Raw genomic sequence first — 21270 nt, 5'->3', positions numbered from 1 at the left:
TTCATTGACTCGAATGACCTCGACGATTTCTCGTCTCGCTCTCGCAGCCATCGCCCTCTCCGCGTCAATCCTGTCCGCCCAGCCAGCGTTCGCCGCGGTTGCCTGCGGTTCGGGCAATTTCGATGCTTGGCTTGCGGACTTCAAAACTGACGCTGCGGCCAAGGGCATCTCACAACAGGCCATTGCATCGGGGCTCGCCGGGGTGACGCTGGATCAGAGCGTGCTCAACCGCGACCGCTCGCAAAAGGTCTTCGGCCAGAGCTTCGAGGAGTTTTCCGGCCGCATGGTGCCACCGCGCCTGGAGCGCGGCTCCAACAGGATGAAGCAATACGGCTCAGTACTCTCGCGCATCGAGCAGACCTATGGCGTTCCCGGCGAGGTTCTGGTCGCGATCTGGGGCCTGGAGACCGATTTCGGCGTCAACACCGGCAAGTTCGCCACCATCCGCTCGCTCGCAACGCTGGCCTATGACTGCCGGCGCGCCGAGCAGTTTCGCGCCGAACTGATGAATGCGCTGCGCATCGTCCAGCGCGGCGATCTAGCACCTGCCGAGATGAAGGGCGCCTGGGCCGGCGAGCTCGGCCAGACGCAGTTCATGCCGTCCTCCTGGATGAAATACGCCGTCGATTTCGACGGCAACGGCAAGCGCGATCTTCTGCACAACGCACCCGACGTGCTCGCCTCGACCGCCAATTATCTGGCCGGCTATGGCTGGCAAAAGGGCAAGGATTGGCAGCCCGGCAGTCCGAATTTCGAGGTGCTCAAGCAGTGGAACAAGAGCGAGGTCTATTCCAAGACCGTCGCCTATTTCGCCACCCAGCTGGCGCGCGCGCCCTAAGTCTGGGCTACCCGCAGAGCCCGATTACCCGCGACCAGCTCTCGGACGCATTGACTTTATGCGCGTGCTGGGGCGCCTGACAGACCATCGAAAGGTCCGGCCGACCAGCTCTCCCACGGCATATTATGAATAGAGATTCACTTCTAGTCCTGTTCCTCCATGCAAATTACACAGGTGAGACTTGGGTAGACGCTGATTGGACCTGGCGTCGCATCACCATCTGCAACATGTTCGGGTCGCGACGACATCACATGGCATGCTGTTAACCCTCTGGTGTCACGAGTCTTTGCCTTGCGGCCCCGCTAAGCTCCTGCACCCCCTGTAAGCGGACTGCCAAAGCGTTAATCGTTTCTTACTGACGCTATGCATCCAGCGCCTAGCTGCGTCGCAGCAGAGGAACTTTCGCACTGCATCAATCTCATCTATATTCACTTCAACGATGGAGCCCGGGCAAGGGCTGAATCGAACTACAGGAGACTACCTATGCTGCTCTCGCTCATCCGCATGATCCAGGCTTTCCGGGACTATCAGCGCAATGTTGCCGAGCTGTCCCAGCTCAGCGATCGCGAATTGGCCGATATCGGCCTCGATCGCTCGGACATCCCGCGCGTTGCCGCCGGTCAGTATCAGGGCTGACATCGTTCAGCCCTTCACCGGAGACCGATCGATAGCGCCCGCCTCGTGCGGGCGTTGTCGCATCTGGTGGCAGAAAACTCGATCTCTGCGATTTCACTGACCACCAAAAAGCGCTACCTGTCCGCCCTATGACAGGACCCCTATCCAACACCGTGCACGTGATCGGCGCAGGCCTTGCCGGCTCAGAGGCAGCCTGGCAGGTCGCGAAAGCCGGCGTGCCCGTGGTGCTGCACGAGATGCGGCCCACCCGCATGACCGAGGCGCACCGCACCGACGGGCTCGCCGAGCTCGTTTGCTCCAATTCGTTCCGCTCGGACGATGCCGCCAACAACGCCGTCGGCCTCTTGCACGCGGAGATGCGCCGGCTCGATTCGCTCGTCATGCGCGCGGCCGATGCCAACCAGGTGCCCGCCGGGGGCGCCCTTGCGGTTGATCGCGACGGCTTCTCCGCGGCCGTCACCAAGGCGCTGAACGATCATCCCCTGATCGAGATCGCCCGCGGCGAGGTCGCAGGCCTGCCCCCGGCCGACTGGAGCAATGTCATCGTTGCCACCGGCCCCCTCACCTCCGCCCCGCTGGCCGATGCCATCCGCGAGTTGACCGACGAGAACGCGCTCGCCTTCTTCGACGCGATCGCGCCGATCGTGCACCGGGATTCCATCGACATGTCGGTGGCCTGGTTCCAGTCGCGCTACGACAAGGTGGGCCCTGGCGGCACCGGCGCCGACTACATCAACTGTCCGATGACGAAGGAGCAGTATGACGGCTTCGTCGCCGCGCTGATGTCAGGCGAAAAGACCGAATTCAAGGAGTGGGAAACCAACACGCCCTATTTCGACGGCTGCCTGCCCATCGAGGTGATGGCGGAGCGCGGCCCCGAGACGCTGCGCCATGGACCCATGAAGCCGGTCGGCCTGACCAATCCCCACGATCCCGGCACGAAGGCCTACGCCATCGTGCAGCTGCGTCAGGACAACAAGCTCGGCACGCTCTACAACATCGTCGGCTTCCAGACGAAACTGAAGTACGGCGAGCAGCAGCGCATCTTCCGCACGATTCCCGGTCTGGAGAAGGCTGAGTTCGCCCGCCTCGGCGGCCTGCACCGCAACACCTTCCTGAACTCGCCAAAGCTGCTCGACAGTCAGTTGCGCCTGCGCGCGCAGCTACGGCTGCGCTTTGCCGGGCAGATGACGGGCTGCGAGGGTTATGTGGAATCGGCCAGCGTCGGTCTGATCGCCGGTCTCTATGCGGCCGCCGACGCGCGCGGCGAGACGCTGGCGAGCCCACCGGGCACCACCGCGCTCGGATCGCTGCTCGGCCATATCACCGGCGGCCACATCGAGACCATCGAGCCCGGCACACGGTCGTTCCAGCCGATGAACATCAATTTCGGCCTATTCCCGCCGCTTGCGACCGTGCCGACCAAGAAGCCCGACGGCACGCGCCTGCGCGGCAACGAGAAGACGGTCGCCAAGAAGCAGGCGATGAGCGCCCGGGCCCTCGCCGATCTCGATCGCTGGATCGCCGATCATTTGCGCATTGCCGCAGCCGCGTGAGTCTGTAATGAGCCTCCCCAAAGACGACGCCGCTACGCTGTCGGCGCGCTGGACCGAGGGCGTGCTGCTCAAGCGCGACGTGTTCTCCAACGTCGAGCGCGGCCGCTTCCGCGGCCAGAGCGGTGAGGTTGACGCGGTGCTGCGCCGGCTGGACGAAGTGCCGTGGTGGTCATTCCTGCTGGCACGCCATTTGTTCGCGCGCGAGAAGCGTGCCCTGGCGCTCGCCGACGGTCTCAATGTCGGTCCCGAGCTGCTGTGGGCCGGACGCCGCGCGCTGGTACGCGGCTTCGTCGACGGTGTCGCGTTGCATCTGGCAAAGCCGCATGGCGACGTCGCCTATTTCCGTTCGGCCAAGGTGGTCCTGCGCCGGCTACGCCGCGCCGGTATCTGCCACAACGACCTTGCCAAGGAACAGAACTGGCTGGTCGGCCGCGACGGCTGCGCCTATGTGACCGACTTCCAGCTCGCTGCCTGCTTTGCGCGGCGCGGCCGGCTCTATCGCATCCTCGCCTATGAGGACCTCCGGCACCTGCTCAAGCACAAGCGCTCCTACGCCCCGGAGGCGCTGACGCCGCGCGAGCGAAAGATCCTGGCGAAGAAATCGTTCGTGGCAAGCCTGTGGCTTGCCACCGGCAAGAAGGTCTATCGCGCCATCACCCGCGGACTGTTCAACTTCACCGACCGCGAGGGCGGCGGCCGCAGGCTGGTCAACGATGCGCCGGTGCTGACCGAGTTGATCCGCAAGAACCCCGCCGTGCGCGACACGGCTATCGTCGCTTTTGCCGACCGCCGCTCCGGTGTCGGGCTCTATGCCTTCGTCGAGGCGGATCAGGTGGCGCTCGAAGGCGAGCTCCGCAACGAGCTTGCGGCCGCGAAGGGTCCGAAGCCGCCGGAACACATCCAGGTCGTCCATGCGCTGCCACGCGACGTCAGCGGCAAGCCGCGCACCGAGATCCTGCAACTGGTCGCCATGAACCAGCTCGACCTGATCGAGCCGATGATGAAGAACGACCAGGACCGCGCCTTCCTCAAGGATATCCTGGAACAGCGCAAGAACCTGCGCGACCGCTTCAATTTCGAGGCGAACCTGCCGACGAACTGACAGGCTGCCTGCGCCTTGAAGCGTCCACATTGGCGATAGAGAAGCGGTCGAACAAAGGCAGACGTGGCGGGGTCATGGGCGCTGGGGGGACGATGATGCATCGTATGGTTGGCAGTCTGATCACCGGCCTTCTGCTCCTGACAGCCGCGCCCGCAAAAGCTGACTCCCCGGCGGAGCTGATCTCCAGCTTCCGCCTCAAGCATGGCGAGGTCCGCGTCGTCCGGGATTCAACTCTCGACCGCATCGCCATGGACCAGGCCCGCGCGATGGCCGCGAAGGACGACCTCAGTCACGACGCGCTCGGCCCGTTCAACCGCCGTGTCGCACCGGCCGGCGCGGGCCGCGCCGCCGAGAACATCGCCTACGGCTACGATAATTTCGAGAAGACCCTGGGACAATGGATCGACTCGTCCGGGCACCGCAAGAACCTGCTGCTGCACAACGCCTCCCGCGTCGGCATCGCCAGCGTCAAGAACGCCAGCGGCAAGCGCACCTACTGGGCCATGGTGATCGCGGGCGACTACGAGCCGAAGGGCAAGGGCAAGAAGAAGGACCAGGAGCCCCTCGTTGCCGTGAAACGCGACGCCCTGCCGGCAAGCAAGCCGAAGCCTCAAGCAAAGACCAGCAGTTGCCACGTCAAGCTGCTCGGCCTCTGCATCTGATCGCTGCCGACGCCTTGTTCGCAGTGCTCATCGCGTCTAATTCATGCACTGACATCGCGAGAGATGGAGGCGCTGTTGATCGACATCGACCGAATACGAGCCGACACGCCGGCCACCCGCCGGCATACCTACCTCCATAACGCCGGCGCGGCACTCATGCCGACCCCCGTTGTCGCGGCGATGAAGCAGCATATCGATCTGGAAAGCGAGATCGGAGGCTATGCCGCGGCCGACCGGGAGGCCGTGCGGCTCGAAGCGGTCTACGGCTCGGTGGCGCGCCTGCTGAATGCTGCGCCCGATGAGATCGCTCTCGTGGAGAATGCGACGGTGGCCTGGCAGATGGCGTTCTATTCGCTTTCGTTTGGCAAGGGCGATCGCATCCTGACCGCCGAGGCGGAATATGCCGCCAACTATGTGGCTTTCCTTCAAGTCGCCAAACGTACCGGCGCGGTCATCGATGTGGCGCCGAGCGATGCCAGTGGCGAGCTCGACGTCCACGCGCTCGAACGCATGATCGATCAGCGCGTGAAGCTGATCGCCATCACCTGGGTTCCGACCAATGGCGGGCTGGTCAATCCCGCGGCAGCGATCGGCAAGATCGCGCGGGCGCGCGGCATTCCCTACCTGCTCGACGCCTGTCAGGCGGTCGGTCAAATGGCCGTGAACGTCGAGGCGCTCGGCTGCGACATGCTGTCGGCAACGGGGCGCAAATTCCTTCGCGGCCCGCGCGGCACCGGCTTTCTCTACGTCCGCAGGGCGATGCTGCAAAAGCTAGAGCCGCCGATGATCGATCACTTCGCAGCGCCCTGGGTCTCGCGCGACGAATATCGGCTGCGCGACGATGCGCGCCGTTTCGAGACCTGGGAGAACAACTACGCGGCCCGGCTGGGACTCGGGGCGGCTGTCGACTACGCCCTCGCGATCGGCATCGCTCCGGTCGAACAACGCTGCCGTCTGCTTGCCGGCCGCCTTCGCAGCGGCCTCGCGGCCCTTCCCGGCGTCACCATTCGCGACCTCGGCCGCGCGCCGGGTGCCATCGTCAGCTTCACGGTGGACGGATACGAGGCGGACGCCATTGTTGCCAGTGCAGCTGCCGTCGGCATCACGATCGGCGCTTCCGATCCGCCGAGCACGCGCATCGATGCCGAAATTCGCGCGTTGCCGCATCTCGTGCGGGCGTCCCCGCACTACTACAACACGGAAGCCGAGGTCGACCGCCTGATCGACCACATCGCGGGATTGGCGCGGCGATAGTGGCGCGCGCTCAGGTGCAGCGCGCGCTCAAGCCGGACGCGCTGAGCCTTGCCATGACCTCGTCGAGATGAGCGCTGTCGCGGGTCTCGATGACGAGCTGCAGCAGCGTTGCCTTGGCCGGCAGGTCGGAGAACGTCCGCTGGTGCGAGACCTCGATGATGTTGGCACCGGCTTCGGCCAGCAGCGCCGCAACGGCGGCCAGCTGCCCGGGGCGATCAGGAATATCGAGAGACAATTGCGTCAGCCGCCCCTCGCGTGCCAGCTCGCGCGTCAGGACCGAGGCGATCAGCCGCGTGTCGATGTTGCCGCCGCTGAGTACCAGACCGACCTTCTGGCCGGCAAAGCGCGTCGGATCTGACATCAGCGCGGCAAGGCCGGCGGCTCCGGCGCCCTCGACCACCGTCTTCTCGATCGAAATCAGGGCCGCCACCGCGCGCTCGAGCTCGGCTTCGTTGACGAGCGCGATATCGTCGACGAGACGGCGGACGATTTCGGTCGTGATCTTGCCGGGCGATTTCACCGCGATGCCTTCGGCCAGCGTATCGCCGCGCGCCGGCAGATTTCCGGCATGGATGGCGTTGTACATCGAAGGATAGAGCCAGGCCTCGACGCCCAGGATCCGCACTGAGGGCTTGATCGATTTCGCGGCAATGCCGATGCCGCTGATCAGGCCGCCGCCGCCGATCGGGAGCACCAGCGTGTCGAGCTCCGGCACGGCTCTCATCATCTCCAGCCCGACGGTGCCCTGCCCTGCGATCACGAGCGGATCGTCGTAGGGGTGGACGAAGATCATGCTTCTAGCTTCGCCCTGGTGACGTGCGAAGCTGGCCGCCTCCTCCAGCGTCGCGCCCGTGACGACCACTTCCGCGCCGTGATGCCTTGTGTTCTCGATCTTCACCATCGGTGTGCCGATCGGCATGACGATGGTGGCGGGAATGCCGAGGCGCTTGGCGTGATAGGCAACGCCCTGTGCGTGGTTGCCGGCCGACATGGCGATGACGCCGCGCGCACGCTCTTCCGGCGTCAGCGCGGCGAGGCGGTTGAGCGCGCCGCGCTCCTTGAAGGAGGAGGTGAACTGAAGGTTCTCGAATTTGAGCCAGATCTCGCAGCCGCAGATGCTGCTCAGCGTGCGGCTGTAGCTGCAGGGCGTCTCGACGACGGCACCCCTGATGGTCTCGGCGGCGGCATGAATATCATCAGGCGCGACCGGAAAACCGCTCAGGTCGGGCGACGTGCTTTGGGACAACTCAGCCATGGGACAGCATAGAGCATCCGGCGGTTCGAGGCGATATGCCAGCCGCTATTTGGTAAATTCCCGCGAACGTGACGCCCGCCACAGCGTCCAGAGCGTGCTCAGCCGCGACGTCGGTTGCGGCGCGAACGGATTGCGGCCGGGCTGCGACAGGCGTTTGAGATCGGCCTTGACCTGGCTCAACGGCAGAAACGCCGGACGCACCGCGACCGGCACGTCCGCCAGCAGCGACAAGGCCGTGGTCAAATGCTGCTGCGCCTCGCCCGCGAGCTGCTCCAGCACGGCGCGCAGGTTCGACGTGTCCTTGCCGGCAAATAAATCCTCCATCTGGCAGCCATGGCTCGCCAGCACCTGCTGCGGCAGGAACAGCTGCCGGCGCGATGCATCGCGCGGCAGATTCGCAATCACTTGCACGATGCCCTGCGCCAGCCCGGCATGACGGGCGAGATGCTCGCCGGCCTCGGACGGCGGCCCCAAAATCCGCGCCGCCAGATCGAACAGCGCCGATGAGGTCGCGGCCAGATAGCCCTCCAGCGCCGTCAGCGTGGGCATCGGGTCGTTATAGAGGTCGAACTGATGCTCATCGACGAGCAGCGACAGCGGCTCAACAGGCAGGCCGAAATCACGGATCGCACGCAGCAGCTCCGCCGCGACCGGATTGCCCTCGGCACTGCCGTGGACCAGGCCCGAAAACAGGTCGGTCCACCATTGAAAGCGGATCTCGCCGGGCAAGGGTTGGCTCACCTGGTCGCGGACGCGGACAATCTCGACATTGAAGGCGTAGAGCGCCAGCAATGCCCGGCGCTCCGCGGCTGGCGCGAACAGCGTCGCGGCATAGCGCGGAAAGTCATGGCTGCGCACGAGATCGGCGCAGAAGGTGACGGAATCGGAGGGCGGAGCGGCGCTGCTCATGTGCTCTTCATGGCACCGCGATCAGCGCGGCGGCAACCCGCCGCCGTTCGCCGATCATGATGTTGTAGGTGCGCACGGCGGGACCGGTCTGCATCGTGTCCAGCACCACCCTCACCGCTTTGAGCGCCTGGCGCAGCTCCGGCGGCGGCAGCCAGAGCCCGGTTCCGGTGCCGACCAGGAGCGTGTCGATGCTGTTGGCAGCCGTGAAGACCCGATCCAGCGAATAGCGGTCGATCTTCGCGGGATCGGTCACGTCCCAGGCCCAGATCGCATCCGGCAGGCACAGCAGCGAGCCGCGATGCGACATGCCGGCGAAGGCAAAGCCGCCCTTGCCATAGGCCTCGATCGGCGCCGAGCGCGGGAAATGGGGAGCGTTGGGATCGCCGGCCATGAGCTTGGTCCGAATGAGCTTACTGCCCTCGCAAACGCGTGCGAGGGCATGCGGTTCGGATCACGCCTTGTTTTTCTTCGCCGGTGGTGCCGTATCCGGCGCATCTTCGCGATGCTCGCCGACGCCGAGATAGATCAGGATCGGCGCGGCGATGAAGATCGAGGTGTAGGTGCCGACCAGCACGACGCCGAACATCATCACCGCGGTGAAGCTGTGGATCGCATGGCCGCCGAACAACAGCAGCGCCAGCAACGCGAGCGTCACGGTGACGTGGGTGATGATCGAACGCGACAGCGTCGAGTTGATGGACTCATTGAGAAGCTGCGGCATCGGCATCTTCTTGTAGCGACGCAGCATTTCACGGATGCGGTCGTAGATGACGACGGTGTCGTTGAGCGAATAGCCCAGGATGGTCAGAAGCGCCGCGATGCTGGTCAGGTCGAAATCGACCTGGCTGATCGACATGAAGCCGATCGTCAGCACGATGTCGTGCACGTTGGCGATCATGGCGCCCAGCGCGAACTGCCATTCGAACCGGAACCAGAGATAGATCAGGATCGCGATGATAGCGAGCATCAGGCCGGCCATGCCCCAACCCAGCAGTTCGCCAGAAACACGCGGGCCCACAACCTCGACGCGGCGATACTCCACAGACTCGCCGAGCGCGCCGCGAACCTTGTCCACGGCTGCCTGCTGCGCCTTGTCGCCGCCCGGCTGCTCGGCAACGCGAAGCAGCACGTCAGCGGGGCCGCCGAATTGCTGCAGCTGGACTTCGCCGAGACCGAGGGCGCCAAGGGTTGCGCGCATCTGCGCAAGATCGGCAGGGCCCGACTTGGCCCGCACCTCCATCAAGGTGCCGCCCTTGAAGTCGATGCCGAAGTTCAGGCCATGGGTGAAGAACAGCGTGATGGCGACGATCGACAGCGCCGCCGAGATGGGGAAGCTGATACGGCGGAAGCGCGTGAAGTCGAAATGCGTATCGTCTGGCACGATGCGCAGCGACGGCAGGAGGCCGAGCACGCTGACCACGGTCAGAATGGAAATCAGCACGCCCAGAGAGATGAGAACGAGTTGAGTAGTGGTCACAGCCGGCCTCGAAATATCAAATCGGCACAGTCTTCGGCCGCTTCCACTGCACCCACCATGCGACGATCAGGCGGGTCATGGTGAAGGCGGTGAAGACCGTGGTGATGATGCCGATGCCGAGCGTTACAGCGAAGCCGCGCACCGGTCCGGTGCCGATCATGAACAGCACGGCAGCGGCGATGAAGGTGGTGATGTTGGAATCGAGGATGGTCGCCAGCGCTCGCTTGAACCCTGCGTCGATCGCCGAGATAGGACTTCTCCCGCCGCGTAGCTCCTCCCGGATGCGCTCGTAGATCAGCACGTTGGAGTCGACCGCGATGCCGACGGTGAGCACGATGCCGGCGATGCCGGGCAGGGTCAACGTGGCGCTGAGCAGCGACAAGAGGCCGAAGATCATGGCGACGTTGATGGCCACGGCGATGTTGGCGAAGACGCCGAACAGCCGGTAAGTCAGCAGCATGAAGATGATGACCAGGATCGAGCCGACGTAAGCCGCAAGCTCCCCCTTCTCGATCGAGTCCTGGCCGAGACCGGGGCCCACGGTGCGTTCCTCGACCACCGTGAGCGGCGCAGGCAACGCGCCGGCACGCAGCAGGATCGCGAGGTCGTTGGCCGACTGCACGGTGAAACTGCCGGAGATCTGTCCCTGGCCGCCGGTGATCGGCTCGCGAATGACCGGCGCCGAGATCACCTTGTTATCGAGGATGATCGCGAAGGGCACCCCGACATTCTCCTGCGTGGCCTGCGCGAACTTGCGCGCGCCCGAGGTATTGAACTTGAAGCTGACGACCGGCTCATTGGTACGCTGGTCGAAGGTGGCCTGGGCGTCAGTCAGATCGCCGCCCGCCACCAGCACCTGCTTCTTGACCACGTAGCCCGGCGGAGGCGGCGTCGCGCCCGGCAGGAACTCGGTGTCAGCGGGCAACCCGCGCTGCTGCGCCTGGTCCGGCGGCACCGAGGGGTCGACCATACGGAATTCCATCTTCGCGGTCTTGCCCAGCAGCTCCTTCAGGCGGGTCGGATCCTGAAGGCCGGGGACCTGCACCAGGATGCGGTCGTTGCCCTGGCGCTGGATGATAGGCTCGACGGTGCCGAGCTCGTTGACGCGCTTCTCAACGATCTGGATCGACTGCTCGATGGTCTTGCGCAGGCGATCGAGCATCGCGGCCTCAGGGATGGTCAGGCGGATGAGTCCGCCGCCGGCATCGGTCACATCGAGGTCGCGCTGGCCGCTGGAGCCCATCAGACCGCCCAATGGCTGCGACAGATCCCGCAGCTTGGATAGCGCAGTTTGCAGATCGGATTCCTTGGTGATGCGTGCCTCGACGGCATCGTTTCGCACAGCAATGCCGCCGGTAAATCCGATTCGGGCATCGCGCAGCACCTTCTGTGCATCGCCGCGAACTTGATCGAGCCTCTGCTTCTTCACATAGCTGGCATCGACCTCGAGCTGCAAAGAGGAGCCGCCCTGCAAGTCGAGACCCAACACCAGCCGGCGCTGCGCCCAGGCGGGCCAGGTCTTGACCTGCGACTCCGGAAAGAAGTTCGGGACCGCGCAGAGGCACACGATCAGCGCCGTCAGGATAATCCCGAGCGCCTTCCACCGCGTGAAATACAACATCGACTGGACCTGTCAGATCAGGAGACTTGAGATGCCCGCAGAAGCGCTCACTTCGAGGCGGCGTCGTCCTTGGCGGCTTCCTTGGCGCTTTCCTTGGCCGGCTCGCCCTTGGCGCGCACGCCGGAGACCATCGAGCGCATCTGCCGCACCCGCACGCCGTCGGCAATCTCGAACTCGATCTGGTCGTCATCGACGACCTTGGTGACCTTGCCGACTAGGCCGCCCGAAGTCACGACGGTGTCGCCGCGGCGGATGTTCTTCACGAGGTCGGCATGGTCGCGGACCTTCTTCTGCTGCGGACGCAGAATCAGGAAGTACATGATCACGAAGATCAGGGCGAACGGCAGCAGCGACATCAACATGCTGTTGGTGTCGCCGGCGCCCGCGGCCTGGGCATACGCAGGAGTAATCAGCATTCGGACGATCCTCGTGAGAACGGGGGAAAGCCGGTCAGGCCCTCAAAGGCGACCGGCTCGGTCAAATTCGCGCGGACTATAGCGGCCATTGCCCCAATTGCAACGCTGCCAGACCGCCCTTTTGGCCACCTTGCGGCGCGCCCTCAGGCCCGATAAAGGCTGCGTTCTCAGGAACTTCGGACATGCCCAAAAAATCAAGCAAAAGCCCGGCCGGCAAAGGCCCCCGCACCCCTGCCAGGACGCCTGCCCGCCTCGCGGCAAATCGCCCCGAGGCGACGGCCAAGCGGACCGTCGAGGCACGCCTTGAGGCAGCCCCAGATCTCTCCCAGGAACGCATCATCCGCGCGCTTGAGACCATTGCGGCGCACCTCGCAGCCCAGGGCAAGCCGGCAGTCGAACGCGAGTCGTTCAAGCGGGCCGACGCCTATGTCTGGCACCCCGATGGTCGCCTCTCGGCCGTGCCGCGGGTCAGCCGCGTCGAGCTGTTCCTGTTGAAGGGCGTCGACCGGATGCGCGACATCCTGATGGAGAACACCGAGCGGTTCGCACGCGGCCTGCCTGCCAACAACGCCCTGCTCTGGGGCGCGCGCGGCATGGGCAAATCGTCGCTGGTGAAGGCCGCCCATGCCAGCATCAACGCACAGCGCAAACCAGCCGAGAAGCTGAAGCTGATCGAGATCCATCGCGAGGACATCGAGAGCCTGCCCGCGCTGATGGACCAGCTTCGCGCCTCGTCCTTCCGCTTCATCGTATTCTGCGACGACCTCTCCTTCGACGGCAACGACGCTTCGTACAAGTCGCTGAAGGCGGTGCTGGAAGGCGGCATCGAGGGCCGGCCCGAGAACGTCATCCTCTACGCGACCTCGAACCGCCGCCATCTGCTCGCACGCGAGATGATCGAGAACGAGCGCTCCACTGCGATCAATCCCGGAGAAGCGGTCGAGGAGAAGGTCTCGCTGTCGGATCGCTTCGGCCTCTGGCTCGGCTTCCACCGCTGCAGCCAGGACGAATACCTCGCCATGGTGCGCGGCTATTGCAGCCATTTCGGCATTGAGGTCGACGACGAGGCGCTTGAACGCGAAGCGCTGGAATGGTCGACCACCCGCGGCTCACGTTCGGGCCGCGTCGCCTGGCAGTTCGTGCAGGAGCTGGCGGGGCGGCTCGGCGTGAAGCTGACGGCGATGTAGCGAGAGCGATCAGGCAAAACGAGATCGCCCGCTTTCGCGGGCGATCATTGCGATCCGACGGCCTGACGGCGCCTTACGCCCCGTTCAGGAATTGAAGCGGGTCAACCGGGCTCGATCCCTTACGGATCTCGAAGTGGAGCTGCGGCGACGCCACCTCCCCGGATTGACCCGACTTGGCAATGACCTGACCGCGCTTGATAGGATCGCCGCGCTTCACCAGCAGCTCACTCGCATGGGCATATGCGGTGACGTAGCCGTTGGAATGCCGAACCAGGACCAGATTGCCGTAACCTTTCAGCTCGTTGCCGGAATAGGCGACGACACCGTCTTCGGCCGCCTTGACCGGCGTCCCCTCGGGCACTGCGAGATTGATGCCGTCATTGGACTTTCCGTTGGTCTTGGCGCCGTAGCTCGTGACCACCTTGCCGCGCACCGGCCAGCGGAAGGTTGGCAGCGCGCTGGTGGTCTCAGCAGCCTTTGCCGGGGTCTCGGCGGGTTTCTCTTCGACGTTCGCCGCGGCCTGGGCAAGACGCGCGCTCTGCACCGGTGCGGCGACTGCCGCCATCTTGGTGGTCGGCGCGGGAGCTGCGGCAACCGGCTGCAGCGTCCCCGCCAGCGGAGCAGCCCCGACCGGGGCCGCAGCAACCGGAGCTGAAACGGCGGCGGTCTTGACACCGGGCACGGTCAGCTTGGTGCCGAGCTTGAGCTTGGTCGAGGGATCGAGGCCGTTGGCACGGGCAAGCTCGGCCGACGAAATATGGTTCTTGCGGGCAATGCTGGCGAGCGTGTCGCCATGATTGACGAAGTGGGTGCTCGATGGCGCAGCCATGGCCGCGACCGGCTTCGCAGCGGGAGCCGCCGCGACGGGAGCCATCACGGCCGCAGGTGCAGCGGCCGTGGCCGGATGCGGGATGATGATCTGCTGGCCGGGCGAGAGCGCGCGTGGGCCCTTGTAGCCGTTGGCGGCAAGGATCGCCTGCGGCGTGACGTGATAGCGCTTGGCGAGCACGTCGAGCGTGTCGCTGGTCCCGACGATGATCTTGGTCCCGCCAGTCGGCTGAGCGGCTGCAACGGAGCGCGGCGGCACGGTGGCCGTGGTTTCCAGATGCGGCTGCGCCGGGGGCGCGTAAGAGCTGACGCCGCGCCCGCCTCCGGACACCCCGCCAGCTGCCGCTGCGGGATAGGATTGCGGCGCGGACACCGCAGGCGGCAAAGGCTGCGACTGATAAGAACCGGGCTGCGTTTGCGGCCGCGAATATTGCGGTAGCTCACGCTGCGGCGGCGGCGCCTGCTGCACCGAACCGGTCTGGTCTGAGGCAAAGGGGTTGGAGAGGTTCGACTGGGACAGCCGCGACGACATGTCGGCGCTGCAACCTGCGAAGCTGAAGGAGATCAGCGCCAGCACCGCGACCTGCGGTACGCGGCGCGAGTAAAGCAACTCGGCGACGACGGACATGGTTACTCACTCGTACGCAACAGAACTGGTCTTTTAAGTAAACACGCGCCGAGTAAATAACGGCTTAACCCTCCCAATAAGATGTTGGCGGCACAGCCAATCCGGAAATCTACAGCTCCCGCGCCACACCGGGCAGTGCCGGCACGAAGCGGACGTCGAGGAGTTCCTTGCGCTCGATCCCGGCTTCGCTGCGGGTCAGGCGGATCAACGTCTGCACGCCCTGATGCGGGCCGACCGGCGCGATCAGGATGCCGCCAACCTCAAGCCGTTCGACCAAATTCTCCGGAAGCTGCTCCACCGCCGCGGTGACGATGATGCGATCGAACGCGCCGATATTGGCCGGCAGATTGAGCCCGTCGCCAAGCATCACCTCGACATTGTGACAGCCGAGCTTTTCAAGCCTCGCGCGTGCGGTGTCCGCGAGCTTGCGATAGCGTTCGACCGTGAGCACCTGCCCCGCGAGCCGCGACAGCACGGCCGCCTGATAGCCGGAACCGGCCCCGATCTCGAGCACCCGATGCTGCTTCCGGAGCTGGAGCTGCTCGGTCATATAGGCCACCACGAAGGGCTGGCTGATGGTCTGTCCACAGGCGATCGGCAGCGCGCTGTCGCGGTAGGCGCCCTCGCGGTCGGCCTCGTCGACGAAAAGCTCGCGCGGCACCTCCTCCATGGCTCGCAGCACCGCCTGATCGCTGATGCCCCGACGCCTCAGCGTGAGCTGAAACATCATCTTTTCCGGCGGGTGCTGATTGGTCATTGTTGATTACGCTGTCTTGCCGGACTCGGTGGGGTCAAGCCGGGCGCCAGAATCCTGTTCCTGCTGGGGAACTCATGATACTCTTCGGGTGGCGCATTTGACCACAAATTGGCTTGCCACGAACAAGCCGCGATGACCATGTTCAGCCGTACGTTGGTCGAAACGCGCATTGCGTCAATTCGTGTTATCTGCGAACGTTTTTGGCAATGGGCAAGGACTCAATCATGACCGCGACAGGGCTTTCGGGCCGCTCTGTATTCCTCGTCGAGGACGAGGTGATGATCAGAATGATGGTCGCGGACATGCTCGAAGAGCTCGGCTACAAGGTGGCTGCCGAGGCGGGCGACATCACCGAGGCCATGCGGCTCGCCCAGGCGACCGAGTTCGACATCGCCATTCTCGACGTCAACGTCAACGGCAAGGTGATCTCGCCGGTCGCCGACGTGATCAAGGCCAAGGGCTGCCCGTTCATCTTTGCCACCGGCTATGGCTCCTCCGGCCTGCCCGAGCAGTACCGCGACCGGCCGGCGCTTCAGAAACCGTTTCAGCTCGACGCCCTCGGCAAGACCATCGAAGCCGCGCTTCGCGGCGGTTAGCTGCTATTTCAGCGTCGCGCTGAGCTCTTCCGAAAACGCCTCGTTGGTGCGGTCGAGCCTGAGCGGCGTGACCGAGACATAGCGCTCGCGAAGCGCCGCAAGATCGGTGCCGTCAGCCGGTGTGTCCATCATCGCCGTGCGCTCGAAGCCGATCCAGAAATAGGGATTGCCCCGGCCGTCCTTGCGCTCGTCGATCCGCAAGAAACCCAGATTGCGTTTGCCCTGGCGCGTGACGCGGATGCCCAGCACATCCTCCGGCGCGCAGGACGGGAAATTGACGTTGATGACGGTGTCCTTCGGGATGCCGGCGGCGATCACCTTGCGCAGGATGTCGGGCCCGAATTTTCGCGCGGTGTCCCACGGCATGTGCTCGCGGGTCTCGACGCTGAACTCCTGCGAGAGCGCGAACGACGGCAACCCCAGGATGGTGCCCTCCAAGGCGCCGGCGATGGTGCCGGAATAGACCACGTCCTCGGCGACGTTGCGGCCCTTGTTGACCCCGGACAGCACGATATCGGGCAGTTTGGGCCCAAGGATATGTCGCGCGCCCATGATGACGCAGTCGGTCGGCGTGCCGCGCACGGCAAAGTGCCGGGGCCCGACTTCACGCAGGCGCAAGGGGTCATTCAGCGACAGGGAATGCGACACGCCGGACTGGTCGAGCTCAGGTGCAACCACCCAGACATCGTCGGACAGAGCGCGCGCGATCTCCTCCACGACCTCAAGGCCGGGAGCGTGGATGCCGTCGTCATTGGTGCAGAGGATGCGCATGCGAAGGGTCGATCCAGAAGGGGGTCTGAGCCGTCTTATCCGGCTCTGGCCGATCAGGCAAACCGGCCGCTCGGGGTCCCTGTGGCGGGTTCCGGCTTGATCCGTTTACCGGCGGATGCGCCATTGCGGCATAAAGCGCGCCAGCCGGCCCTCCGCACGCAGCTTCATCAGCGGCAGTACCGGGGCCGCGACCGGAGCCTCGATCACGCCGAGCGCTTCCAATTGCGCAACGAACGGGTTCGCCTCCGGCGCCTGCGGAAAGCGTTCGCGCGCCATCGTTAGCGCCTTGTCGAAATCTGCCGCATTCACACCCGGCTTGGCCCGCCGGCTCTGCACGAGATCGTCGTCCCACAGCCGCGCGATCTCGATGTCGAGCACGCCACGCAGGCGCTGGTCCACGGCCTGGATGCCGGCAGCCGTCACCGCCCATTGTCTGCCCACCCAGAAGATGTCGCGGTGCAAGGCCATGAACGGTGGGTTCGCGTTGTCGGATGGCCGGCAGGATAACCGGCCGGCCGATCTTCGCAACCGCTCGTTTCCAGCATTTCAGACGAACGACGCGGTTCGTGTTTCGACGCGTTTTTCTTGCGCGAACCGGATCCACTTCGCTCGAAAACGCTTTAGTCGCGCCCGATCACCTTCACGCCGCCCATATAGGGCTGCAGCACGTCGGGGACCGCGATGGAGCCGTCCTCCTGCTGATAGGTCTCCATCACGGCGATCAACGCGCGGCCAAGAGCGGTGCCCGAGCCATTCAGCGTATGGACGAAACGCGGCTTGCCGTCGGGGCCGCGCGAGCGGGCGTCCATGCGGCGCGCCTGGAAGTCGCCGCAGACGGAGCAGCTCGAGATCTCGCGGAATGCACCGCCCTCGCCCTGTCCGGGCATCCAAACCTCGATGTCATAGGTTTTTTGCGACGAGAAACCCATGTCCCCTGCGCACAGCGTCATCACACGATAATGCAGGCCGAGCCTCTGGAGCACCTGCTCGGCACATGACAGCATCCGCTCCAACTCGTCCTTGCTCACCTCCGGCGTCGTGATCGAGACCAACTCCACCTTGGTGAACTGGTGCTGGCGGATCATGCCTCGGGTGTCGCGCCCTGCGGCGCCTGCCTCGGCGCGGAAGCACGGCGTCAGCGCGGTGAGGCGCATCGGCAATTGCTTCTCGTCGAGAATGGATTCGCGTGCGAGATTGGTCAGCGACACTTCGGCGGTCGGGATGAGGCCGAGACGCTCGGCCTTCAGCCGCTCATGGTCGGGCGCGGCGAGCAGCTCGCCCTTGATCGCCCAGAACTGATCGTCCTCGAATTTCGGCAATTGCCCGGTGCCGAACATGATCTCGTTGCGCACCAGCAGCGGCGGATTGATCTCGGTATAGCCGTGTTCATCGACGTGCAGATTCAGCATGAACTGGCCGAGCGCGCGCTCCAGCCGCGCCAGGCCCTTCTTCAGCACGACGAAGCGCGCGCCGGAAAGTTTTGCCGCCGCTTCGAAGTCCATGTCACCGAGCGCGGTGCCGAGATCGTCATGCAGCTTCGGCGCAAAGCTGTAGTTGCGCTTGTTGCCGAACACGTGGTGCTGCACGTTGCCGTGCTCGTCGGCACCGTCGGGCACGTCGTCGAGCGGAATGTTCGGGAGCGCGGACAGCTCTTTCGTCAGCTCCTCGTCGGCGGTCTTTGCGGCGGCCTCGAGCTGCGGCATCGTGGTCTTGAGCTCGGCGACCTCGGCCATCAGCTTGGCCGCGCGTGCCTCGTCCTTCGCCTTCTTTGCGTCGCCGATCTCCTTGGACGCCGCGTTGCGCCGCGCCTGCGCCTGCTCGGAGGCCAGGATCGCGGAGCGCCGCTTCTCGTCGATCGCAAGCAGCGCGGCCGACAACGGCTTCAGACCCCGCCGTGCGAGGCCGGCGTCGAAGGCTTGCGGATTGTCGCGGATCGATTTGATGTCGTGCATGGCTGTGGTCCTAGGGCGGCGCGGAAACATACAGCGGCAAACGTTGTACGTCAGCGGCTTCCCCTAGCACTCTGTCATGGCCCGCGAAAGCGGGCGATCCAGTATTCCAGTGACGTCAGTGATTCCCCGAGAAACCGCCGCGTACCGGATTCCCCGCCTTCGCGGGGAATGACACCGGGAGTTGGGCCCCTACTCCGCCGGATTAGCCGGCGTCGAGACGTCGGTGCCGGTGGTCGCCGGCGCGGCTGCCGCCGCCCTCTTCTCCACGATTCCGACCGCGATGATCGAGCCCTCGTAAAGCGCCATCAAGGGGATCGCGAGCGAGCATTGGCTCAGCACATCAGGCGGGGTCAGCACGGCCGCGATGACGAAGGCGATGACGATGAAATAGCGGCGCTTCTCGCGCAGCATCTTCGAAGTCACGATGCCGATCCGGCCGAGCAGAGTCAGGATCACCGGAAGCTGGAAGGCGATGCCGAAGGCGAAGATCAGCGACATCATCAGCGACAGATATTCGCCGACCTTGGGCAGGAGCTGGATCTGCGCGGTCTCGTCGCCGCCGGCCTGCTGCATGCCGAGCGAGAAGCGGACCAGCATCGGCAGCACGACGAAATAGACCAGTGCCGCGCCGAGCACGAAGAAGAACGGCGTCGCGACCAGATACGGCAGGAAGGCCTGCTTCTCGTGCTTGTACAGCCCGGGCGCAACGAACTTGTAGATCTGGGTCGCGACGATCGGGAACGAGATGAAGCCGGCGCCGAACAGCGCGAGCTTGAGTTGGGTGATGAAATATTCCAGCAGCGCCGTGTAGATGAATTTCGAGTTCTCGGGACCCGCGATCCAGACGAACGGCCAGACCAGCACGTTGTAAATCTGCTTGGCGAAGAAGAAGCAGAAGATGAATGCAATGCCGAAGCCGAGCAGCGCCTTGATCAGCCGCGAGCGCAGCTCGATCAAATGGTCCATCAGCGGGGCTTTGCTGGCCTCGATATCGGCGTCGCTCATGACGCTTTGGCGTCCTTGATCGCTTCGGATGGCGCGGTGTCCTGCGCAACCTGCGCCTGTTCGACCTCACGCGTGATCGCAAGCGGCTCGTTCGCAGCCGCATGCGCCTCGGCTTCCATGAAGGTCGCGGGCGTCGGGGCTTCCGGCGTGGTGGGCGTCGTCGGCACTTCGCTTGAATTCGCCGACGCTTCACTTGAAGTCGTCGACGCTTCGCTTGAAGTCGTCGGAGGTTCAACGGCAGTCGTCGCGGACGTCTCCGCAGGCTTGTCCAGCGCATCGACGCGGAGCGCGTCGCTGACGTCCCTCTGGAGCGAGGTCAGCGGATTGAATCCCGTGGCGGCTTCCTTGACTTCGTCGAAGCTCTTCTTGAGGTCGGCCATTTCGGCCTCGCGCATCGCTTCCTGGAATTGCCCCTGGAATTCGGCGGCCATCTTGCGCGCTTTGCCCATCCACTGTCCGACCATGCGCAGCACGCCCGGCAGCTCTTTCGGGCCGATGGCGATCAGGGCCACGACCCCGATGAGGACCAGTTCACTCCACCCGATATCGAACATGAGGTCTTCCGTTCACGCCAAGCCGCAGCCGGCCCAACCCTCGCGCGCAGGATCGGGGCGCTGGCCGCGTCTCGCGTGCTTCTTTCGGCTCAGACGGCCTTGCTGCCGACGTCGGACCGCGCCGCAGTCGGCGCACCATTGTGTTCGATGGACTTGGCCGGCTCCGGCTTCTCGGCGGGCTTGTCGTCGTCCTGCATGCCCTTCTTGAATGCCTTGATGCCCTGCGCCACGTCACCCATCAGATCCGAAATTTTGCCGCGGCCGAACAGCAGCAGGACCACTGCGATCACCAGGATCCAGTGCCAAATACTGAGTGAACCCATCCTGCAACCCTCCAAACGCGCATGGCCGGGACCCGGCCGATCTTCACCGAAACCTAGGCTTGGCAGGGCTCAAAAACAAGGACCAAGGCAGTGCCAATTCGCTGGCGGCACTACGTAATCTTGCTAGTGTTAACTGATCGCAGGGAGCCCACAAATGGCCGGGGTGTCACTCCTCGGTACCACCCTCGCCGCCGTCCTCATTGCGGCCTTCCGGCGTCTCTTCCGGGGTCTCGGGCTCGACCGCAGGCGCCAGCGCCAGATCGAGTTCGTCGCCCGGTTCCAGCGGATCCTCGTCCTCACGAAGCTGCGGATCGTCGGACGGTGTCGGCACGCTGAATCCGGTCGGCAGGCGCGAATCCAGCAGACCCGTGCCTTTCAGCTCCTCGAGGCCCGGCAGATCGCCGAGCTGTTCCAAGGTGAACTGCGACAGGAAGTCCTCCGTGGTTCCAAAGGTCAACGGACGGCCGGGCGTCTTGCGGCGGCCACGCGGCTTGATCCAGCCGGTCTCCAGCAGCACGTCGAGCGTGCCCTTCGAGGTGACGACGCCGCGGATCTCCTCGATCTCGGCGCGCGTCACCGGCTGGTGATAGGCAATGATCGCCAGCACCTCGATCGCCGCGCGCGACAGGCGGCGGGTCTCGGTGCTCTCCCGCGTCATCAGCCAGGCGAGATCGCCTGCGGTGCGGAAGGTCCATTTGTTGGCGACGCGAACGAGATTTACCCCGCGCAAGGAATAGTCCGCTTGGAGCTGCTCGAGCGCGGCCTTGACGTCGACACCCTCGGGCATGCGCTTGGCCAGCGTCGCGGTGTCCAGCGGTTCACTCGAAGCGAACAGCAGCGCTTCCAGCAGCCGCAGTTCCTCAGGACGTGCCTGGGTTTCGTTCTCCATCGGCTCGGCCTCGTCTACACGCACTTCAGCCAGGCTTGCCATGGTAGCTCCTCC

General features: G+C 64.7%; 23 protein-coding genes. 8 read left to right on the top strand and 15 right to left on the bottom strand.

Going from position 1 to position 21270, the window contains the following annotated elements; translation table 11 throughout:
• Window positions 1–13 precede the first annotated feature (13 nt).
• From IVB28_RS14950 to IVB28_RS14925, 6 genes are all read left to right on the top strand, one after another.
• A complete protein-coding gene (locus tag IVB28_RS14950) occupies window positions 14–838 on the top strand; it encodes a lytic murein transglycosylase (RefSeq protein ID WP_247527173.1) in 825 nt (274 codons plus the stop codon).
• Between the two features lie 483 nt (window positions 839–1321).
• Window positions 1322–1474 carry a DUF1127 domain-containing protein gene (locus IVB28_RS14945; protein ID WP_007590701.1) on the top strand — a complete coding sequence of 51 codons (153 nt, stop codon included), beginning with the start codon at window positions 1322–1324 and terminating at the stop codon, window positions 1472–1474.
• 128 nt (window positions 1475–1602) lie between these two features.
• Entirely contained in the window at window positions 1603–3030 is a 1428-nt protein-coding gene (gene trmFO / locus IVB28_RS14940; protein ID WP_247527171.1) for a methylenetetrahydrofolate--tRNA-(uracil(54)-C(5))-methyltransferase (FADH(2)-oxidizing) TrmFO, read from the top strand.
• 7 nt (window positions 3031–3037) lie between these two features.
• Window positions 3038–4132, top strand: coding sequence for a serine/threonine protein kinase (locus IVB28_RS14935; RefSeq protein WP_247527170.1), 1095 nt, complete (start codon window positions 3038–3040; stop codon window positions 4130–4132).
• Window positions 4133–4227: 95 nt separating this feature from the next.
• Window positions 4228–4794, top strand: coding sequence for a CAP domain-containing protein (locus IVB28_RS14930; protein WP_247527168.1), 567 nt, complete (start codon window positions 4228–4230; stop codon window positions 4792–4794).
• A gap of 75 nt (window positions 4795–4869) precedes the next feature.
• A complete protein-coding gene (locus IVB28_RS14925; RefSeq protein WP_247527166.1) occupies window positions 4870–6048 on the top strand; it encodes an aminotransferase class V-fold PLP-dependent enzyme in 1179 nt (392 codons plus the stop codon).
• Window positions 6049–6058: 10 nt separating this feature from the next.
• On the opposite strand, the gene IVB28_RS14920 is transcribed toward IVB28_RS14925, so the two are convergent.
• Genes IVB28_RS14920 through yajC form a run of 6 tightly spaced genes read right to left on the bottom strand, consistent with a single transcriptional unit; the run spans window position 6059 to window position 11726 of the window.
• Entirely contained in the window at window positions 6059–7303 is a 1245-nt protein-coding gene (locus IVB28_RS14920) for a threonine ammonia-lyase (protein ID WP_247527164.1), read from the bottom strand.
• A 45-nt stretch (window positions 7304–7348) separates the two neighbouring features.
• A complete protein-coding gene (locus IVB28_RS14915) occupies window positions 7349–8212 on the bottom strand; it encodes a phytoene/squalene synthase family protein (RefSeq protein ID WP_247527162.1) in 864 nt (287 codons plus the stop codon).
• 7 nt (window positions 8213–8219) lie between these two features.
• Window positions 8220–8603 carry an MTH938/NDUFAF3 family protein gene (locus IVB28_RS14910; RefSeq protein WP_247527160.1) on the bottom strand — a complete coding sequence of 128 codons (384 nt, stop codon included), beginning with the start codon at window positions 8601–8603 and terminating at the stop codon, window positions 8220–8222.
• Between the two features lie 60 nt (window positions 8604–8663).
• Window positions 8664–9689 carry a protein translocase subunit SecF gene (gene secF, locus IVB28_RS14905; RefSeq protein ID WP_247527158.1) on the bottom strand — a complete coding sequence of 342 codons (1026 nt, stop codon included), beginning with the start codon at window positions 9687–9689 and terminating at the stop codon, window positions 8664–8666.
• Window positions 9690–9705: 16 nt separating this feature from the next.
• A complete protein-coding gene (gene secD, locus IVB28_RS14900; RefSeq protein ID WP_247527156.1) occupies window positions 9706–11310 on the bottom strand; it encodes a protein translocase subunit SecD in 1605 nt (534 codons plus the stop codon).
• Between the two features lie 47 nt (window positions 11311–11357).
• Complete coding sequence (gene yajC, locus IVB28_RS14895; RefSeq protein WP_247527154.1) at window positions 11358–11726, bottom strand: preprotein translocase subunit YajC; 369 nt, start codon at window positions 11724–11726, stop codon at window positions 11358–11360.
• A 182-nt stretch (window positions 11727–11908) separates the two neighbouring features.
• On the opposite strand from yajC, the gene IVB28_RS14890 reads away from it, so the two are divergent.
• Window positions 11909–12913 (top strand): ATP-binding protein, encoded by a 1005-nt coding sequence (locus tag IVB28_RS14890; RefSeq protein WP_247527153.1) that lies wholly within the window; start codon window positions 11909–11911, stop codon window positions 12911–12913.
• 73 nt (window positions 12914–12986) lie between these two features.
• On the opposite strand, the gene IVB28_RS14885 is transcribed toward IVB28_RS14890, so the two are convergent.
• Both IVB28_RS14885 and IVB28_RS14880 read right to left on the bottom strand, forming a co-directional pair.
• Window positions 12987–14369, bottom strand: coding sequence for a LysM peptidoglycan-binding domain-containing M23 family metallopeptidase (locus IVB28_RS14885; protein ID WP_247527152.1), 1383 nt, complete (start codon window positions 14367–14369; stop codon window positions 12987–12989).
• A 109-nt stretch (window positions 14370–14478) separates the two neighbouring features.
• Window positions 14479–15126: a protein-L-isoaspartate(D-aspartate) O-methyltransferase gene (locus IVB28_RS14880; protein WP_247527151.1), complete on the bottom strand. Its 648-nt coding sequence runs from the start codon at window positions 15124–15126 to the stop codon at window positions 14479–14481.
• 224 nt (window positions 15127–15350) lie between these two features.
• Between IVB28_RS14880 and IVB28_RS14875 the strand changes: the two genes are divergently transcribed.
• On the top strand, window positions 15351–15722 hold the full coding sequence (locus IVB28_RS14875) for a response regulator (RefSeq protein ID WP_008547195.1): 372 nt from the start codon (window positions 15351–15353) through the stop codon (window positions 15720–15722).
• Between the two features lie 3 nt (window positions 15723–15725).
• Here IVB28_RS14875 and surE read toward each other — a convergent pair whose 3' ends face one another.
• The 7 genes from surE to scpB form a co-directional block, all read right to left on the bottom strand.
• Complete coding sequence (gene surE / locus IVB28_RS14870; protein ID WP_247527150.1) at window positions 15726–16493, bottom strand: 5'/3'-nucleotidase SurE; 768 nt, start codon at window positions 16491–16493, stop codon at window positions 15726–15728.
• 105 nt (window positions 16494–16598) lie between these two features.
• Complete coding sequence (locus tag IVB28_RS14865; protein ID WP_247527149.1) at window positions 16599–16961, bottom strand: hypothetical protein; 363 nt, start codon at window positions 16959–16961, stop codon at window positions 16599–16601.
• A gap of 152 nt (window positions 16962–17113) precedes the next feature.
• On the bottom strand, window positions 17114–18445 hold the full coding sequence (gene serS / locus IVB28_RS14860) for a serine--tRNA ligase (RefSeq protein WP_247527148.1): 1332 nt from the start codon (window positions 18443–18445) through the stop codon (window positions 17114–17116).
• A gap of 189 nt (window positions 18446–18634) precedes the next feature.
• Entirely contained in the window at window positions 18635–19450 is an 816-nt protein-coding gene (gene tatC / locus IVB28_RS14855) for a twin-arginine translocase subunit TatC (RefSeq protein WP_247527147.1), read from the bottom strand.
• Window positions 19447–20004, bottom strand: a complete 558-nt coding sequence (tatB, locus tag IVB28_RS14850) for a Sec-independent protein translocase protein TatB (RefSeq protein WP_247527146.1) — start codon at window positions 20002–20004, stop codon at window positions 19447–19449. Before tatB ends, tatC begins: the two co-directional genes overlap by 4 nt.
• 89 nt (window positions 20005–20093) lie before the next feature.
• Window positions 20094–20327 (bottom strand): twin-arginine translocase TatA/TatE family subunit, encoded by a 234-nt coding sequence (locus IVB28_RS14845; protein WP_018317874.1) that lies wholly within the window; start codon window positions 20325–20327, stop codon window positions 20094–20096.
• 166 nt (window positions 20328–20493) lie between these two features.
• Window positions 20494–21258 carry an SMC-Scp complex subunit ScpB gene (gene scpB / locus IVB28_RS14840; protein WP_247527145.1) on the bottom strand — a complete coding sequence of 255 codons (765 nt, stop codon included), beginning with the start codon at window positions 21256–21258 and terminating at the stop codon, window positions 20494–20496.
• Between the last annotated feature and the right edge of the window lie 12 nt (window positions 21259–21270).

This window comes from Bradyrhizobium sp. 199 (assembly GCF_023073355.1).
Classification (GTDB): Bacteria; Pseudomonadota; Alphaproteobacteria; order Rhizobiales; family Xanthobacteraceae; genus Bradyrhizobium.
This window is presented reverse-complemented; position numbering and strand designations above follow the sequence as displayed.

Bases quoted from the DNA above. Each gene is read 5' to 3' on its own strand.
- IVB28_RS14950 (WP_247527173.1), top strand. From the start codon at position 14: ATGACCTCGACGATTTCTCGTCTCGCTCTCGCAGCCATCGCCCTCTCC.
- IVB28_RS14945 (WP_007590701.1), top strand. From the start codon at position 1,322: ATGCTGCTCTCGCTCATCCGCATGATCCAGGCTTTCCGGGACTATCAG.
- trmFO (WP_247527171.1), top strand. From the start codon at position 1,603: ATGACAGGACCCCTATCCAACACCGTGCACGTGATCGGCGCAGGCCTT.
- IVB28_RS14935 (WP_247527170.1), top strand. From the start codon at position 3,038: ATGAGCCTCCCCAAAGACGACGCCGCTACGCTGTCGGCGCGCTGGACC.
- IVB28_RS14930 (WP_247527168.1), top strand. From the start codon at position 4,228: ATGCATCGTATGGTTGGCAGTCTGATCACCGGCCTTCTGCTCCTGACA.
- IVB28_RS14920 (WP_247527164.1), bottom strand. From the start codon at position 7,303: ATGGCTGAGTTGTCCCAAAGCACGTCGCCCGACCTGAGCGGTTTTCCG.
- IVB28_RS14915 (WP_247527162.1), bottom strand. From the start codon at position 8,212: ATGAGCAGCGCCGCTCCGCCCTCCGATTCCGTCACCTTCTGCGCCGAT.
- IVB28_RS14910 (WP_247527160.1), bottom strand. From the start codon at position 8,603: ATGGCCGGCGATCCCAACGCTCCCCATTTCCCGCGCTCGGCGCCGATC.
- secD (WP_247527156.1), bottom strand. From the start codon at position 11,310: ATGTTGTATTTCACGCGGTGGAAGGCGCTCGGGATTATCCTGACGGCG.
- yajC (WP_247527154.1), bottom strand. From the start codon at position 11,726: ATGCTGATTACTCCTGCGTATGCCCAGGCCGCGGGCGCCGGCGACACC.
- IVB28_RS14890 (WP_247527153.1), top strand. From the start codon at position 11,909: ATGCCCAAAAAATCAAGCAAAAGCCCGGCCGGCAAAGGCCCCCGCACC.
- IVB28_RS14885 (WP_247527152.1), bottom strand. From the start codon at position 14,369: ATGTCCGTCGTCGCCGAGTTGCTTTACTCGCGCCGCGTACCGCAGGTC.
- IVB28_RS14880 (WP_247527151.1), bottom strand. From the start codon at position 15,126: ATGACCAATCAGCACCCGCCGGAAAAGATGATGTTTCAGCTCACGCTG.
- IVB28_RS14875 (WP_008547195.1), top strand. From the start codon at position 15,351: ATGACCGCGACAGGGCTTTCGGGCCGCTCTGTATTCCTCGTCGAGGAC.
- surE (WP_247527150.1), bottom strand. From the start codon at position 16,493: ATGCGCATCCTCTGCACCAATGACGACGGCATCCACGCTCCCGGCCTT.
- IVB28_RS14865 (WP_247527149.1), bottom strand. From the start codon at position 16,961: ATGGCCTTGCACCGCGACATCTTCTGGGTGGGCAGACAATGGGCGGTG.
- serS (WP_247527148.1), bottom strand. From the start codon at position 18,445: ATGCACGACATCAAATCGATCCGCGACAATCCGCAAGCCTTCGACGCC.
- tatC (WP_247527147.1), bottom strand. From the start codon at position 19,450: ATGAGCGACGCCGATATCGAGGCCAGCAAAGCCCCGCTGATGGACCAT.
- tatB (WP_247527146.1), bottom strand. From the start codon at position 20,004: ATGTTCGATATCGGGTGGAGTGAACTGGTCCTCATCGGGGTCGTGGCC.
- IVB28_RS14845 (WP_018317874.1), bottom strand. From the start codon at position 20,327: ATGGGTTCACTCAGTATTTGGCACTGGATCCTGGTGATCGCAGTGGTC.
- scpB (WP_247527145.1), bottom strand. From the start codon at position 21,258: ATGGCAAGCCTGGCTGAAGTGCGTGTAGACGAGGCCGAGCCGATGGAG.